The sequence below is a fragment of the Heyndrickxia sp. FSL K6-6286 genome, from assembly GCF_038630395.1.
In the GTDB taxonomy this organism is placed as follows: Bacteria; Bacillota; Bacilli; order Bacillales; family Bacillaceae_C; genus Heyndrickxia; species Heyndrickxia oleronia.
The window spans coordinates 533,209-550,182 of sequence record NZ_CP152029.1 but is presented as its reverse complement, the minus strand read 5'-3'; the positions used below and the strand labels follow the sequence as shown (position 1 = coordinate 550,182).

At 36.1% G+C, this 16,974-nt stretch carries 12 protein-coding genes and 1 riboswitch; of the genes, 3 read left to right on the top strand and 9 right to left on the bottom strand.

Annotated elements, in window-relative coordinates:
* The first annotated feature begins 31 nt into the window (after nucleotides 1-31).
* Together MHI39_RS02885 and MHI39_RS02880 are read left to right on the top strand one after the other, a co-directional pair.
* Nucleotides 32-1,228 carry an MFS transporter gene (locus MHI39_RS02885; protein WP_058004090.1) on the top strand — a complete coding sequence of 399 codons (1,197 nt, stop codon included), beginning with the start codon at nucleotides 32-34 and terminating at the stop codon, nucleotides 1,226-1,228.
* 48 nt (nucleotides 1,229-1,276) lie between these two features.
* Complete coding sequence (locus tag MHI39_RS02880; RefSeq protein WP_058004089.1) at nucleotides 1,277-2,119, top strand: aldo/keto reductase; 843 nt, start codon at nucleotides 1,277-1,279, stop codon at nucleotides 2,117-2,119.
* Nucleotides 2,120-2,387: 268 nt separating this feature from the next.
* Here the strand turns inward: MHI39_RS02880 and megL are convergent, their stop codons facing one another.
* From megL to MHI39_RS02860, 4 genes are all read right to left on the bottom strand, one after another.
* Complete coding sequence (gene megL, locus MHI39_RS02875) at nucleotides 2,388-3,569, bottom strand: methionine gamma-lyase (protein WP_058004088.1); 1,182 nt, start codon at nucleotides 3,567-3,569, stop codon at nucleotides 2,388-2,390.
* 115 nt (nucleotides 3,570-3,684) lie between these two features.
* Nucleotides 3,685-4,506, bottom strand: coding sequence for a carbohydrate ABC transporter permease (locus MHI39_RS02870; RefSeq protein WP_058004087.1), 822 nt, complete (start codon nucleotides 4,504-4,506; stop codon nucleotides 3,685-3,687).
* Between the two features lies 1 nt (nucleotide 4,507).
* The gene (locus tag MHI39_RS02865; RefSeq protein WP_342540653.1) at nucleotides 4,508-5,476 is read right to left on the bottom strand and encodes a sugar ABC transporter permease; all 969 of its coding nucleotides are present in this window, start codon (nucleotides 5,474-5,476) and stop codon (nucleotides 4,508-4,510) included.
* Between the two features lie 1,074 nt (nucleotides 5,477-6,550).
* Entirely contained in the window at nucleotides 6,551-7,834 is a 1,284-nt protein-coding gene (locus tag MHI39_RS02860) for an ABC transporter substrate-binding protein (RefSeq protein ID WP_278892675.1), read from the bottom strand.
* Between the two features lie 262 nt (nucleotides 7,835-8,096).
* A riboswitch (cyclic di-GMP riboswitch) is annotated at nucleotides 8,097-8,196 on the top strand.
* A gap of 125 nt (nucleotides 8,197-8,321) precedes the next feature.
* Here MHI39_RS02860 and MHI39_RS02855 point away from each other — a divergent pair.
* Nucleotides 8,322-10,013, top strand: coding sequence for a methyl-accepting chemotaxis protein (locus tag MHI39_RS02855; RefSeq protein WP_278892676.1), 1,692 nt, complete (start codon nucleotides 8,322-8,324; stop codon nucleotides 10,011-10,013).
* Between the two features lie 461 nt (nucleotides 10,014-10,474).
* Here MHI39_RS02855 and MHI39_RS02850 read toward each other — a convergent pair whose 3' ends face one another.
* From MHI39_RS02850 to MHI39_RS02830, 5 genes are all read right to left on the bottom strand, one after another.
* Nucleotides 10,475-10,897 carry a Fur family transcriptional regulator gene (locus MHI39_RS02850; protein ID WP_058004083.1) on the bottom strand — a complete coding sequence of 141 codons (423 nt, stop codon included), beginning with the start codon at nucleotides 10,895-10,897 and terminating at the stop codon, nucleotides 10,475-10,477.
* Nucleotides 10,898-11,141: 244 nt separating this feature from the next.
* Nucleotides 11,142-12,593 (bottom strand): catalase KatA, encoded by a 1,452-nt coding sequence (gene katA, locus MHI39_RS02845; protein WP_342540652.1) that lies wholly within the window; start codon nucleotides 12,591-12,593, stop codon nucleotides 11,142-11,144.
* Between the two features lie 214 nt (nucleotides 12,594-12,807).
* A complete protein-coding gene (locus MHI39_RS02840) occupies nucleotides 12,808-14,322 on the bottom strand; it encodes a response regulator (protein ID WP_278890960.1) in 1,515 nt (504 codons plus the stop codon).
* A 13-nt stretch (nucleotides 14,323-14,335) separates the two neighbouring features.
* On the bottom strand, nucleotides 14,336-15,769 hold the full coding sequence (locus tag MHI39_RS02835) for a sensor histidine kinase (protein WP_278890951.1): 1,434 nt from the start codon (nucleotides 15,767-15,769) through the stop codon (nucleotides 14,336-14,338).
* Nucleotides 15,766-16,758 (bottom strand): sugar-binding protein, encoded by a 993-nt coding sequence (locus MHI39_RS02830; RefSeq protein WP_071975430.1) that lies wholly within the window; start codon nucleotides 16,756-16,758, stop codon nucleotides 15,766-15,768. Before MHI39_RS02830 ends, MHI39_RS02835 begins: the two co-directional genes overlap by 4 nt.
* Nucleotides 16,759-16,974: the final 216 nt, after the last annotated feature.

Below are 16,974 nucleotides of genomic sequence, written 5' to 3'. Positions count from 1 at the left end.
TATATTTCCAAAAAAACAAGGAGGAATGAACATGTCTTTAAATAAAAGACGAAGTACGATGGCATTATTAGCACTCGCAGTAAGTGCGTTTGCCATTGGTACAACTGAATTTATTAGTGTGGGTTTATTACCACTCATTGCAAATGACTTAAATATCCCCGTTACAACAGCAGGTTTAACGGTTTCCTTATATGCATTGGGAGTCACTTTCGGAGCTCCCATCCTTACATCTTTAACATCTAGGATGTCGCGCAAATCTTTATTACTATGGATTATGATCATCTTTATCATCGGAAATAGTCTTGCATTTAGTGCAACATCTATTGGTGTTCTTCTTGTTGCACGTGTAATTGCAGCCTTTTCTCATGGAATATTCATGTCAATTGGATCGACCATAGCTGCGGATTTAGTACCAGAAAATCGCCGTGCAAGCGCCATTTCCATTATGTTTACAGGATTAACCGTTGCTACAGTCACCGGTGTTCCATTTGGTACATTTATTGGTCAACAATTCGGCTGGAGACTTGCCTTTTTATTAATTGTTATTGTCGGTGTTATTGCCTTTTTTGCAAACTGGATTCTTGTTCCGTCAGATTTAAAAAAAGGAGAAAAGACATCCTTTAGGGATCAAGTTAAATTAGTAACAAATGGTCGGCTAATGCTCTTATTTATTATTACTGCCTTAGGATATGGGGGTACATTTGTTGTCTTCACCTATTTATCACCTCTATTACAAGAAGTAACGGGATTTAAAGAAGGTACTGTTGCCGTTATTTTGCTCATTTATGGGGTCGCTATTGCTATAGGGAATATGCTAGGTGGAAAACTTTCTAATCGAAACCCTATTCGTTCATTATTTTATATGTTTATTATACAAGCTATTGTGTTATTTATTTTATCCTTTACTGCACCTTTTAAAGTAGCAGGACTTATAACTATTCTTTTCATGGGACTGTTAGCTTTTATGAACGTTCCTGGTCTACAAACATATGTAGTTATTTTAGCTGAACGATTTGTACCAAGCGCGATTGATGTTGCCTCCGCCGTAAATATTGCCGCTTTTAACGCTGGTATAGCGCTTGGATCCTATTTAGGTGGTATAATCACACATTCGATCGGGCTTATTCATACCGCTTGGATCGGCGCATTAATGGTACTTGGGGCTGTTATTCTTACTAGTTGGAGCTTGAAACTTGAGAAACAGGATCGTCAACGTAAAGTTAATTAATAAAACGATTGATAACTATAACTATTTTATCTATTAGGAGGAATTAAAATGATTCAACATTTACAAGATACAACAACATTGCATAATGGAGTAAAAATGCCATGGTTTGGGTTAGGAGTATTTAAAGTTCCGGATGGGGATACAGTAGTCCAGTCTGTAAAAGCAGCTATCATCAATGGATATCGAAGTATCGATACAGCAGCAGTATATGAAAATGAAGAAGGTGTTGGTCAAGGAATCAAAGAAGCACTTGATGAAACAGGACTTTCACGCGGGGATCTTTTCATAACCTCAAAGGTATGGAATGATGACTTTGGATATGAATCTACCTTAGCAGCTTTCGAAACTAGTTTACAAAAACTTGGATTAGACTATTTAGACCTTTACCTCGTCCATTGGCCGGTAGAGGGGAAATATATCGACACATGGAGAGCATTAGAAACACTTTATAAAGAAGGAAAAATAAAAGCCATCGGTGTAAGTAACTTCAACATTCATCATTTAGAAAGCTTATTAAAACATGCAGAAATTAAACCGATGGTAAACCAAGTAGAATACCATCCTCGTTTAACTCAAAAGGAACTTCATGAATTTTGTAAAGAACATGGTATTCAGTTGGAAGCATGGGCACCGTTAATGCAAGGAGGATTATTTGATCATCCTACATTACAAGAGATAGCAACGAACCATCAAAAATCAGTTGCCCAAGTTATCTTACGATGGGATTTACAAAATGGTGTTATCACCATACCGAAATCAACAAAGGAAGAAAGAATGATTGAAAATGCATCGATCTTTGACTTTGAATTATCTGCAAATGAAATGAAGCAAATTGATGCATTAAATGAAAATCGCCGTGTCGGTCCGGATCCAGATAATTTCGATTTTTAACTCTATCCATTTTCAACCTAAATAAATAGTAAACTCTAAAAGGGTCTGATCTCACATATAAGCATATTCTAGAACTAGAATATTGCATTGTGAGGTTGACCCTTTTTGCTTTTGGCTCTTTTTTGTTGCTATTTAAGTAAAGTTTTAACGAATAACTATCGGCTGTAGATCGCTATACCTTTTATTTTACTGAGAAAAGACTGCAATCTTCCATAAGAACCACTGGAATCCTTTATTGAGTGTAAAAGCCGGCAAAAACAGCCTTTATTTATAACTGATCTAATGCCTGCTTAAGATCCTCCCAAATATCCTCCCACGCTTCAAGACCTACCGATAAACGAATCAGTTGATTAGTAATGCCCATTTTTATACGCTCTTCTTCAGGAACAACTGCATGTGTCATCGTTGCTGGATGCTGAATTAATGTTTCAGAATCTCCTAGACTAACCGCAATTTTTATTAATTGACAATGATTTAAAAACTGCTGTGCCTCTTCTTTAGTACCGTCAATTTCAAAACTGATCATTCCACCAGGATGCTTCATTTGGCGTTTAGCAAGTTCATACTGTGGAAAATCTGGATCACCAGGGAAGTACATCATTTTCACCTTAGGGTGTTTTTTTAGCTGATTCGCAATTTTAGTCGCATTCTCACAATGGCGATCCAAGCGAACCGGCAGTGTTTTTAATCCTCTAATTAATAACCAAGCATCGAAAGGACTAATGATTCCGCCAATATCTTTAAGCGTCGTCATCATCATTTCGCTCAGTTCTTGCTTCCGACCTACAACCAATCCAGCAATCACATCTCCATGACCACCAATATACTTGGTCGCACTATGAATCACATAGTCACAACCTAGGGTTAAAGGCTGTTGTAAATAAGGAGAGCAGAAAGTATTATCAACAACAACAGGAATTCCCTTTTCCTTCGCAATCTGTACGACCATCTCTAAATCTACTAATTTCATCGTTGGATTAATAGGCGTTTCGATATAAATACATGTGGTATTATCCTGAATAGCAGACCTTACTGTTTCCTCATTTGAAAAGTTAATTAGATCATGACTAATCTGATGCTTATTTTCCATTAATTGAAGTAAACCAAACGTGCAGCCATAGATTCCTTCTGAACAAAGAATATGATCCCCTGTCTTTGTTAAATAAAAAAGGGTTGCCGAAACAGCAGCCATTCCAGATCCAAAGGCCAAAGCCATCTCTCCCTTTTCAAGAGCGGCGATCCTTTCTTCAAGCACTCGTACCGTTGGATTCCCTAATCGTGAATAAATATACCCCTCTGTTTCCCCCGCGAAACGCTTTTCCCCCTCTTCAGCAGTTGGAAAAGTAAAGGTTGACGTTTGAAATAATGGTGGCACAAGACTCCCTTCATGCTGCATGGAATCGTAACCAGTATGAATAACCTCTGTTTCAAATCGCTTCTGCTTTACCATCTAAGTGACCTCCCCTAATAATATAAAGCTATATATCTATCATATGATAGATAGTTAATTTATGGAAGCGTTTTCAACTATTCTATTCATATCAAAAAAGGCTGCCTCAATGAAGCTAGCCTTTTACTGATCCAGCAAGTAATCCCTTAACAAAATACTTCCCTAATAGGATATAAACTAATAATGTTGGTAGTGCTGCTAGTACAGCTCCTGCCATCTGAACATTCCATTGTACAATTTGACTTCCTGATAAATTTTGTAATGCTACCATGATTGGTTGCTGATCCGAAGTGGTAATCGAGATGGCGAATAAGAACTCGTTCCATACATTTGTAAACTGCCATATTGCTACAACAACAAATCCAGAAATAGATAAAGGTAGCATAATATTAGTAAAAATTCGTAAAAAACCGGCCCCGTCGATTTTTGCTGACTCAATCATTGATAAAGGGATATTCGCATAAAAGTTGCGAAACATTAATGTAGTAATTGGTATCCCATATACGACATGTACTAGCACTAAACCTGGAATCGTATTATAGAGCTCTATGTTTCTTAAAAATTGGATTAATGGAATCAAAATGCTTTGGTATGGTATAAACATCCCAAATAATATAAGCGTAAAAAGGACTTCCGATCCTTTGAATTTCCATTTTGAAAGAACATATCCATTCAAGGCACCTAACAAAGCAGAAAGTATGGTTGCAGGAATAACTAGATAAAGTGAATTCATAAAATTAGGCGCCAATTTTTCAAACGCTTGCCCATAACTGCTAAAATCAATTTCAGAAGGAAGCTTCCACATATTGACCAATGTTACTTCATCTAAAGGTTTAACACTTGTGACTAAAATAACATAAACAGGAATTAAAAAAAGACACGCAAGCAGAATAAGAATGATATAAATCAATGGTTTTGAAAAGCTCTTAAGCACCACGTTAATCACCTCTCCTGCTCATTATTAAGTAAGGTACCATAAAAATAGCGACCGATAATAACATCATAATCGCAATTGCTGCCCCATTGGCATAATAGTTGCCACGGAATGTCGTTTCAAACATATACACTCCTGGAACATCCGTAACATAATTCGCACCTGGTCCAGTCATAGCAAATATCAAATCAAATATTTTCAATGAAATATGAGCCATGATGATCACTACGCTTATTGTAATCGGACGTAAAAGTGGAATAATCACTTTTCTATACACTTGAAATTCGGTTGCTCCATCCATCCGTGCCGCTTCTTTCAATTCATCAGGTATTCCACGAAGTCCAGCTAAATACATCGCTACCGAAAATCCTGTCATCTGCCAAACGGCTGCAATCACTACTGCAAGAATTGCTACGGGAACACCCACTTCGATGTGACCTAATTTAAACCCTGCCAAAATATTTGTATCTGTATACCATAGAGGTTCAATTCCAAATTTCTTTAAAAAAAGATTAACACCTGTTGATGGATTTAAAATCCATTGCCAAACCACTCCTGTTACTACAAAAGATAATGCCATTGGAAAAAAGAATATATTTCGAAATATCGATTCACCACGTATTTTTTGATCAAGAAAGATGGACAAGACGAGTCCCATCAATAAAACTAAGCCAATAAATAGAACGGTAAACACCACCGTATTACGGACATCTGCCTGAAAACGATAATCGTTAAATAAATACAAATAATTTTTCAAACCTGCAAATGAAAAATCCGGGACGAGCGTATTCCAATTACTTAACGAAACATATCCAGTCCATCCAATGAATCCATATACAAAAATAGCAATTAATATAATAGAAGGTAATAAAAAGCTAATCGCTAAAACATGATCCTGTGTTAGCTTCTTTCTGCGTTTTTGTTCCGGATGAACAATAGCCGATTGATTCTTTATTAAATTTGGTGTCTCCATTCGTGCCCTCCTCTCGGTACTCACTAGTAAATTGTCTTTGACTGGTTTTCTCTTTTTTTGTTTGGTTCCTCGAATTTTGTACGGTTCTGTCTCTTTTTTGTGTGGTTCTTCCTTTTTATTGAATGGTTTCTTTCTTTTTTTGACTGGTCTTCTCTTTTTTTTGTTTGGTTCCTTGACTTTTGTATGGTTCTGGCTCTTTTTTGTGTGGTTCTTCCTTTTTATTGATTGGTTTCCTTCTTTTTTTAACTGGTCTTCTTTCTTTTTTGTTTGGTTCCTCGACTTTTGTATGGTTCTGGCTCTTTTTTGTGTGGTTCTTCCTTTTTATTGATTGGTTTCCTTCTTTTTTTTAACTGGTCTTCTTTCTTTTTTGTTTGGTTCCTCAACTTTTGTATGGTTCTGGCTCTTTTTTGTGTGGTTCTTCCTTTTTATTGATTGGTTTCCTTCTTTTTTGACTGGTCTTTCTCTTTTTTTGTTTGGTTCCTCGACTTTTATATGGTTCTGAACCTTTTTTGTGTGGTTCTTCCTTTTTATTGATTGGTTTCTTTCTTTTTTTGACTGGTCTTTTCTATTTTTTGTTTGGTTCCTCGATTTTTGTATGGTTCTGGCTCTTTTTTGTGTGGTTCTTCCTTTTTATTGATTGGTTTCTCTCTTTTATTGACTGGTCTTTTCTATTTTTTGTTTGGTTCCTCGATTTTTGTACGGTTCTGGCTCTTTTTTGTGTGGTTCTTCCTTTTTATTAATTGGTTTCTTTCTTTTTTTGACTGGTCTTCTTTCTTTTTTGTTTGGTTCCTCAACTTTTGTATGGTTCTGGCTCTTTTTTGTGTGGTTCTTCCTTTTTATTGACTAGTTTCTTTCTTTTTTTAACTGGTCTTCTCCTTTTTTTGTTTGGTCTCTCGACTTTTGTATGGTTCTGGCTCTTTTTTGAGTGGTTCTTCCTTTTTATTGATTGGTTTCTTTCTTTTTTTGACTGGTCTTCTCTTTTTTTTGTTTGGTTCCTTTCCAAATTCTAATGACTTATATTCAAACTTCAAAAAGAGGAAGAGAAAGCTCTCGTCCTCTTTTATAAAAACTTATTTATTTCAACTCAGCCTGAGCAGTTTTGAGTGAATTTAATAGGCTATCTACATCTAATTGTGTTACAAAAATATTAACTGCCTGATTTGCCTTTGTTAAGAATCCTTCAGCTGCTGCGGAACCATGAGCTAGGCTTGGAGCCAATTCTGCAGATTTGAAGTCTTCGATCGTTGACTTTCCGTAATCATCATATTTTGATGTGTCGGCATCTACTCGTGCTGGAATGGAACCTTTTAAAGGATTAAAAGCATCTTGCCCTTCGACAGATCCAAGAACACCTAAGAATGTTTTTACATCTTCAGCATTTTCCACCCCTTTTGGCAGACCAAATGTATCTGTTATTACTGTGAATATTCCTGATGAGTCAGGAGTTGTTGTATATCCAAAGTCTTCATTCAATGTAAGTTTTAAATCATTTACGAAATAACCTTTGGCCCAATCTCCCATTATATTCATTGCTGCGTCTCCATCGGCTACTAGTTGTGAAGCGTCTTGCCAGTTTCTAGAGCTGTGATCTTTATTGATATATCCCATCATTTTCTTAAAAATTTCTGCTGATTCCTTCACTTTCGGGTCATCAAAGGCAAGCTCCCCTGTCCAAAGCTTGTTATATCCATCGACACCAAGCTTTGCTACCAATACATTTTCGAAAATTTGTGTGGCTGTCCAGGGTTCTTTATCACCTAATGCCAGTGGAGTAATCCCCTTTTCTTGTAATTTATCTGCTATAGCAAAAAATTCATCAAATGTTTTTGGTACTTCAAATCCATTGTCCTCAAATACTTTTTTGTTGTACCATAATACATTTCCACGATGAATATTTACGGGAACAGAATAGATATTGCCATCTTTACTTACCATATCAATTAATGATTGTGGGAATTTATCGCTCCAACCTTCTTTTTCATATACATCATTGATTGGTTCCATTTTTCCTGCAGCAACCCAGCCTTCATTCAATTCCGCTCCTCCATGAACCTGGAAGGTAGATGGTGGATCATCCCCTTGCATTCTACTCGCCAGTACAGCTTTTGCATTGGTTCCTGCACCACCAGCTACAGCTGCATTTTCAACTGATATATCTGCATGTTTTTCCTTAAATAATGCTAATAATGCCTTTAATCCATCCTCTTCACCCGCACCTGTCCACCAACTGAAGATCTCAAGTTTTTCCTTTTTCCCCTTAGATTTCTCACCATCGCTGCTGGAGTTTTTGGAACTACAAGCACTTAATGCAAATACGAGAATAATAGCCAGCATGACAAAAATACTTTTACGTTTCATACTTCTTCCCCCTTTGTTCACTGAATTTAACAATTCCTACACTCATAATTTATCAGACTAATTCTTCCTGAACGCATGTAAGCGCCTTCATTATTTTGCGAATATCTGCATTATTTTGTTGTGCACTTCTCGCCATTTAATAGCAGAAAAATAGTAAGCCTTTGCATAAGAATAAAAGGGATAAAATAATACAATTTTGTTGTATCTTGGAGAACAATAGGTTATTATAACCAAGTCGCTAGTTAAAATGCACTAAGAATATGTGAGATAAAGGCAAACTATTTGAAAAAATAGGACGCAAAACCTAGGGTCTAAGGTTGGGGATAATCATCCATTCATACTATGATCGCCTGGCTACCTAATCATTGGCTATTTCACAATCCGGGATAGTCTCTTTGTTATATACATAGACTACAAGCAAGGTGATTTTCCCTTGTCTAGCTTACATATTAAATCAACAAATCTAACAAGAAAGGAGTACTAGACAATGAGAAGTATATTTTCATTTAAAAGTATAAAAGCGAAGATGTTATTTGGTTTTTCCTTAGTGATCATACTTGTCATCGGATTAGGTATTTATAATTTTTCGGTGACCATTTCAAGCAATAAAACGGCACAGAATATTGCAAAACATGAACTCCCTCTTTTATCTGCTAATAAAGGATTGGTCGCAACAATTGCGAATAGAATAGCAACTGCTCGGGGGTATGTATTATTTGGAGGAGACTATAAAGACCGCTTTAACGCCTATACAGAAGAGGGACAAAAATATGAAGCGATCGTTCGAGGTGTACATGCCTCAGATGAATTCAATCGCTTGATGGACCAAACGAAAGAATGGCGTGAATTTATTCAGGATAAAGTATTTGATGAATATGACAAAGGGAATGTGGAAAAAGCAAAGGAAAATTTACAAGAATCGATAACCGTTGGCCGTGATTTATTAAACGGTTATCAAAAACTGGCTGATGAAAGTGAAAAGGAGATTAATCAAAAAGAACAAGATATCATTGAAAGTGGGCAAACGTCCTTACTTGTGGGAACCATTGTAACAATTCTAGTCATTATTATCAGTTTTGCCGTAGCATTCATTACATCAAACAAGATATCAAAACCAATTAAACATGTCATGCAGCGCATGAAATTAATTGCAAATGGTGATTTGAGCCAAGAGCCATTACAAACTACTTTAAAAGATGAGGTTGGACATCTTATTATTGCAACAAATGAAATGAATCGGCAAACTCGTGATTTATTAAACCGAATTAATACAGTATCCGGATCTGTAACAAGTCAGAGTGAAGAGTTAAGCCAATCAGCAAATGAGGTAAAGTCAGGATCGGAGCAAATTGCCATTACTATGCAAGAACTGGCTTCTGGTACTGAGGTACAAGCGAATAATACAAATGAACTTTCCTCCATTATGGGATCATTTACACTTAAAGTTGAGGAAGCAAATGAAAAAGGAAGGCATATTCAACAATCATCCAATCAAGTACTTTCAATGGCTTCAGAAGGTAAAAAATTAATGGAATCCTCCAATGATCAAATGGCTAAAATAGATCAAATTGTTCAAGGTGCCGTCCAAAAGGTTCAAAGCTTAGATTCACAATCACGAGAAATCTCAACATTAGTTTCTGTCATTAATGATATTGCAGAGCAAACAAATCTCCTCGCATTAAATGCAGCAATTGAAGCAGCAAGAGCAGGTGAGCATGGAAAAGGTTTTGCTGTAGTCGCTGACGAGGTACGAAAACTTGCAGAGCAAGTTTCCCATTCTGTAACGGATATCACAAGCATCGTAATCAATATTCAAAAGGAATCAGGTATGGTGGCAGAATCATTACTGAATGGATACTCTGAGGTTGAAAAAGGGACCTCCCAGATTCAAACAACTGGTAAGACATTTACTGAAATTAATGAAGCTGTGATAAAAATGGTAAATAGTATAACAACCATTTCAGATAGCTTATCGGAAATGGAAGATAATAGCCTAAAAATGAATCGCTCCATTGAGGAAATTGCATCCATATCTCAGGAATCAGCTGCTGGAGTTGAGCAAACCTCTGCTTCCTCACAGCAAATAAGCAGTTCAATGGAAGAAATCGCTGGAAATTCAGAAGATCTCTCCAAATTAGCTGAGGAATTAAATGCTTTAGTGAATCAATTTAAACTATAATTCTTAAGCAATAGTTGTCTAGTAAGTATTTTGATTACTTATTAGACAACTTTTTTTATTTGGCTCTTTTCTCAAACATTTAAGTAAAGTTTTAACTAATAACTATCGGCTAAAAGATCATTAACCCTTTCATTTCACTGAGAAAAGTGCTGCAAACTCCATAAGAATCATTGAATCCTTCATTGGGTGTAAAAGCAGGCAGTTGGTTTTTACCAAAGCAACAAACGATACGAATATAGCCTTTATTTTTATCTCTAAATGAAAAAACGATTCTTACAAGAAGAATCGTTCATCACTTATGCGATAGATTTTGTATTTCTACATTTCATTCCACACTTACAAAGAATACTATGCTTTAAATATTTGATCTTTGTATGGCAGATGGGGCAAACCGTTTTTTTCATCATCAATTCACAGCTCCCTATTAGCCCCTTCGTTTCCAGCTCTGGAATAGGAGCTTACTATTTGGATAATTCCTGACATTCCTTACATATGCCATACACCTCAAAATGGTGCAATTGAATAGAAAAATGAGAGAGCCTTGAGGCAACTTGCTCTACTTCCTTTAACTTCGGATAATTAAAATCTTCTATTTTTCCACATGATTCACAAATAATATGATAATGATCTGTTGTGGAGAGTTCATATTTACTTATTCCATTACCATAAGGCAATTCCTTCAAAATACGTAGTTGAACGAATAATTTAACATTGTTATAGATCGTTGCCAAACTAATATAGGGTAATTCTCGATGGATATCTTCCACAGTCGGATGTATGTTGAGCTTTTGAATGGTACTCAATATTAACATTCTTTGCGGTGTAATCCGTAATCCTCGTTCTTTTAGAAAAGGAATAAGCTCCATCATCTGTTCTTCTTCCATAACCTTGTCCCCTTATAAAAAAAGCTCTTTCATAAGATTCTCCAATAACTATGTACTTTTTTCTCCACTCTATGGTTAATTCTTCTGCCCACCATTTAATTTAATGTAAAAAAAGGTTTTTAAAATAGGGACTATCTCGCATTGAGACAGCCCCCTATAGTTGAGAATATGAGAATCAAAATGAGAATGATTGATTACTATTTGCATTTTTGCAAATCGAACGAGTATACCTATAACCCTCTTTTTACACTTCTTGTGGTATAGATAATCCTAAGCCTTCTGCAATACGAGTTCCATACTCTGGATCAGCTTTATAGAAATGTCCAATTTGACGTAATTTGATTTCCTCTAGTTTAACGGGTTTCATTGCCTCTACAATATTATTCACTAAACGAGTACGTTCTTCTTCGCTCAATAGTCGATATAAATCACCTGCTTGAGTATAGTGGTCGAAGTGATCATATGCAACTGCATCTGCTACCCCGCTTACTGAATATGGCTGTTGTTTATCCTCTGGTGATTCTTTCGGTCCATCAAAGCTGTTTGGTTCGTAGTAAACAGAACCCCCGCCATTATAGAAACTCATTTGACCGTCACGTTGATAATTATTTACTTCATTTTTTGGACGGTTAATTGGTAATTGATTATGGTTTGCACCTACACGGTACCGATGTGCATCAGCATAGGCGAATAGGCGCCCTTGTAACATTTTATCAGGAGATGCTTCGACACCAGGTACCATTGATCCAGGTGAGAAAGTCGCTTGCTCTACTTCTGCAAAATAATTTTCTGGATTACGGTTGAGAACCATACGACCTACTTCAATCAATGGATAATCCTTTTGAGACCATACTTTCGTTACATCAAATGGATCGAATCGATACGAATTCGCATCCTCAAAAGGCATAATTTGTACATATAGTTTCCATTCAGGGAAATCCCCTTTATCAATTGCATTAAATAAATCTTCTGTATGATAATCTGGATTTTCACCAGCTAATTTTGCTGCTAATTCAGGATCAAGGTTCTTCACACCTTGTTCTGTTCTAAAATGATATTTTACCCATACAGCTTCACCATCATCATTTACCCACTTAAAGGTATGACTTCCATAACCGTGCATATGGCGGAGTGTTGCTGGAATACCACGATCAGACATAAGAATAGTTACTTGATGTAACGATTCTGGTGAGTGTGACCAGAAATCCCAAACAGCTGTAGGGTTTTTCAAGTGTGTTTGTGGATCTCTCTTTTGTGTATGAATGAAATCAGGAAATTTAATTGCATCGCGAATAAAGAAAACTGGAGTATTATTACCGACAATATCATAGTTTCCATCTTCTGTATAAAATTTAACCGCAAAACCACGTGGATCTCGAACGGTATCTGCAGATCCAAGTTCACCTGCTACTGTTGAGAATCGAATAAATAGTGGAGTTCGTTTTCCTACTCCATTAAACACTTTTGCCTTTGTATAGTTTGAAACATCATTTGTTACTTCAAAATAACCATGCGCCCCTGCACCTTTCGCATGTACGACACGCTCAGGAACACGTTCTCTATTAAAATGAGCTAATTTTTCTAGTAAATGTACATCTTGAATTAGTGTTGGACCACGAGATCCTGCTGTCATTGAGTTTTGATTATCCCCGACCGGTGCTCCCCAACTAGTTGTTAGTTTCTTATTTGTACTCAATCAAATCACCTCATTAATAATTTTTCGACAGACGAGTCATCGACTCTATTCTGCTTTTCTATAAAACTATGATAACACTTCTCAAAATAAAATCAATACTTTTTTATAATAATTATAATTTAAAAAGAAATATTAGGTGACTTACATTTCATAAAAGGACAATACTTCCCTTTATAAAGGTATTCGTGATTAAGTAAATTATGTCCAATTTTATTCAAGTTGTTTGATTTCGATATATCGTCGGTGATAGACCAGTTTTCTTCTTAAATACACGACTGAAATAATTTGGATCATTATAGCCAACACTGTAGCAAATTTCCTTTAGGCTTTTATTTGTATGGATTAATTCCCTTTTTGCATGTTCCAATCTTACATCAGTTAAATAATCAATAAAGGTAACCCCAAATTTCTCCTTGAACATTTTTGTAAAATGAAAAGGACTTAACTCTACAAAATCAGCTACTTCTTCCAATGAAATATTTTTCTCATAATTGTTTTCTATGTATTCTTTCGCTGTTTGTAAGTATCCTTTCTGATGGTTTGCTCTCCACGCATGAATAAGTTCTACTGCCTTCATTACGAACTGCCGTAATGAAATAATCCATTGCTCTTCCTGTATTGGCTTTTGTTTAATCTCAAAATGTATCCCATATTCCTTTAGCATTCTGGTAATCACAATAGATAATTCTTCATAAATATGGCTGTTTTTATCTTTATTTGCTTCCATATAAATTTCAAATGCCTGAAGTGCACGGTGATGATCACCTAATTTTATCGATTCAAGTAGATGTCTTTCTTTTTCAATAGAGGCTTGTTCAGTTAGATAATTGGTCTTTTCATATAGATGGGCAGTTCCCCATTTTTTTGATTCCAGGGCTAAAATCGCTTCATGATAGGAGTTCATAAGTCCATCGATGGTCTCAAAAGGCTGTCCTAAGCCTACCATCCATTTAGTATGATGGAATCTTTCCTTTAATGTTCGTACGACGGATCGAGCTATTGTAATCGCATTTGATCGCTTTATTTCATGACTTGATCTCATTAGTACAAGTACAGGAATTTGATTATCTGCCATAGGTCCTACAATACAATTCTCATCAAGCTTCGTTTTTAATAAGGATTTAACCCCGCTATATATTGTCCGCTTCTCATCATTGGTTTGTATATGATCTTGGCATTGCATGGAAAATATCATCATATATCCAGCTCGCACTTCAATTCCTAGTAATTTGCTCCATTCATCAATATTCATTTCCTCAATATGATTCATTAATAAGGTTGATAGCCATTCTGATTCAATGACCGATAAAGCACGGGATAAATTTCTTTTCATCTGTAATGATTCCATATATTGTTTCCGCTCTTCGAGTATTTCTTCGCGAACTCTCTTTAAAGCCGCTATCACATCTTCTTGCTTACTTGGTTTTAAGATATATTCTTTTACCCCTTGTTGCATAACTTCCTTAGCGTATTCAAAGGTATTAAAGGCGGAAACCATGATGAATTTGATCTGTTTATCCATCTTTTTTATTTCTCTCACTGCCTCTACTCCATCAATACCAGGCATTTTAATATCCATCATTATCAAATCCGGCTTCAACTCACGTGCCAGTTCAATAGCCATTCGGCCGTTTGGAGCCTCAGCAATAATTTCTATTTCCGGGATTCCGTTATGTATCATTTTAGCTAAGCCTAAACGTTCCAGTCTTTCATCATCGACGATGATCACACGCAAAATGGATTCACCCCTTTTTGAGCTTCAAACGAAAAACAGTCCCCTCTCCCAGCTTTGATTCAATGTCCATTACATCCTTTTGCTGGTAAAAAAGTTGAAGACGCTTCATGACATTTTTCACACCAATTCCTGTTGAATGTCCGGTTGCTCTCTTACCAGTTAACCGCTGTTCATTTGTTTCACCCTTTAATAATTGGCTTATGATTGACTGCTCCATTCCATTTCCGTCATCTGCCACTTCAATCACGATTTGATCCGTAGTTTGGTAAATGGTAAGTGTGATCCTTCCCCCTTCCTCCTTTGACTCCACACCATGGATAAAGGCATTCTCCACAATAGGCTGTAACGTTAGACGTGGAATGTTTGCATACATACATCTTTCATCTATTACGGTTTTAAATGATATACGATCCCCAAATCGGGTTTGCTGGATATAAAAATATTCTTTTACGCAATTCACCTCATCCTTTAATGTTGATGGTTTATCAATATTCTCTAGATTGTATCGAAGCAAGGTAGATACCGCTTCAATTAACCGTGTTGTCTCATGCGCATCCTCTAAATAAGCCATTTTTGAAATATTGTTTAACGTATTAAATAAAAAATGGGGATTGATTTGATTTTGTAAACTCTTAAGCTCCATTTCTTTTAAAAGTGTATCGAGTTCAGATTTATCTTTAATTTCATTCACAAGACCTACAATATTTCGTCGCATTTGGTTAAACGTTTCAGTCAATAATTTCAATTCATCCTTACTTGTTACTTCAATATCCCTTCCAGTTAAACGTCCTGCAGAAATCTCCCTTGCTGCTTGAGATAGACGAGCAATCGGACTTGTGATCCCACGAGAAATATATATAGCGAGTATCCCACAAATAATTAATAACGAGCCTAGTAGAAAAATAGTCGATAACCGATAATAATGATTTCGTTTCTTAAGCTGCTTAAAAAAGGATTGATAATTCGTTAATTCCTGATCAATTAAGGACATCGTTGTCTCCTGGATAAAATTAGCCACATTTGTCGCTTCATTAAAATAAGCTGCATACTGATTTATATCGCCCGTTTCAAAAGCATGTATGGCAATATAACTATCCTCCAAGAAACTTTCGAGCATGTTCTCATAGTTGCCAAGAGTAACAAAGTTTGATTGAGTTTCTATTTCTTCCTGCAATTTCTTTTTGTTTTTTCGAAGCTCATTACTAGTTGTGATAAATTCCTGTTGAAACATCGGGTCCTTTTTCACAATATAGGCATTCATTTTTTCGACCACGGTATTCGTTTGCTGGGCGATTTCATTTAGTAAAAGAAAGCGTCCAAAGCTTCGATTATATTCTTTCATAATCTTTTCGCTACTGTCATATACGAAAAAAGCTACACCATTAACTAAAACAACTAGAATAATAAAATAAATGAGGAGCTTCGTTCGGATCCGGATCATTGCGGTAATTCTCCTTTTTGCTCTATTAGGTCTTCCCTATGAATCACCCGAGTATCCGTATTATTAATTTCTGGTATAGTTTTTCCTTCCTGAATTTGAATCATCATCTCAACTGCCTTGTATCCCATTTCATAAGGCTTTTGTACAATCGTCGCATCAATCACACCTTTGCGAATATAGTCCAGTGTTTCATTAATCGTATCAAATGCAATGATATAGGTAGATTGTACGCGGTTTAAACGCACGACTGTTTGAGCAATTCCAATACCGTCTAGAGCACTTGTCCCATAAAATGCGTTCGTCTCCGGATGTTCAGTTAGGATTTTATTTGCCTTTTCGGCCGCACGAATTCTAGTAATATTGGACTCTTCAACAGTGATCACATGTATTCTGTCTTCATTAGCAATTGCATCCTTAAATCCTTTTACTCGCAGCTTTTGATGCTCCGCCTTGAAGCTACCAGTAATAATCGCAACATTAATCTTTCCCTTCGTGTCAGCTATTAAAGAAGTTCCTGCCAGAAATCCTGAATAATAATTATCTGTTCCAATATATGCCCTTCGCTGACTTGAAGGGGCGTCCGTGTCCACTGTTATTACTGGAACCCCTTTATTCACTAAATGGTTGATTACAGGGGTAAATTGCTTATCATTATATCCCTGAGTTAACACACCATCTACCTTCGAGGCTGCTGCTATTTGCAGCTTTCTTAAGTGTTCATTTATATTGGATTGCTTTGGACCTACATACTCTAGTAAAATATGATTGGCTTTCGCCGCTGCCATCGCCCCTTTTTCGACTAGCCGCCAATAATCATTATCCAGCTCTTCTGGTATTAACATAAAATGATATTGGTAATCGGGCATTATCTCGCCTGGATTTTGCTTACCAAGTGTATGCATCTTATTAGCATATAAACAAGCTAATGTAAACGTTATCAAAAACAATAGGATGCCTACGATATAAAATAGTTTTGCTACGCGAGTCATATTATGGGATGGGCCTCCATATAAATAGTTTTTCTTTTCAGAATAATTAATCTCATCATAGCATGTTTATTGTTTGTTGAAAATATTTACCCCTTCTCTCAAAATGATGTATTCAACATAATAAAAACTTATCAATATTAATAATTATTATAAAATTTACTAATGTACTATTATTAGTTAATCTAAAGGCAAGAAGTTTCTGAATAAGGGGGAATC

Coding starts and splice junctions, on each gene's coding strand:
- MHI39_RS02850 (WP_058004083.1), bottom strand. CDS start 10,897: ATGGAAGAAGAACAGATGATGGAGCTTATTCCTTTTCTAAAAGAACGA.
- MHI39_RS02830 (WP_071975430.1), bottom strand. CDS start 16,758: ATGACTCGCGTAGCAAAACTATTTTATATCGTAGGCATCCTATTGTTT.
- MHI39_RS02865 (WP_342540653.1), bottom strand. CDS start 5,476: ATGGAGACACCAAATTTAATAAAGAATCAATCGGCTATTGTTCATCCG.
- MHI39_RS02855 (WP_278892676.1), top strand. CDS start 8,322: ATGAGAAGTATATTTTCATTTAAAAGTATAAAAGCGAAGATGTTATTT.
- MHI39_RS02860 (WP_278892675.1), bottom strand. CDS start 7,834: ATGAAACGTAAAAGTATTTTTGTCATGCTGGCTATTATTCTCGTATTT.
- megL (WP_058004088.1), bottom strand. CDS start 3,569: ATGGTAAAGCAGAAGCGATTTGAAACAGAGGTTATTCATACTGGTTAC.
- MHI39_RS02880 (WP_058004089.1), top strand. CDS start 1,277: ATGATTCAACATTTACAAGATACAACAACATTGCATAATGGAGTAAAA.
- MHI39_RS02885 (WP_058004090.1), top strand. CDS start 32: ATGTCTTTAAATAAAAGACGAAGTACGATGGCATTATTAGCACTCGCA.
- MHI39_RS02835 (WP_278890951.1), bottom strand. CDS start 15,769: ATGATCCGGATCCGAACGAAGCTCCTCATTTATTTTATTATTCTAGTT.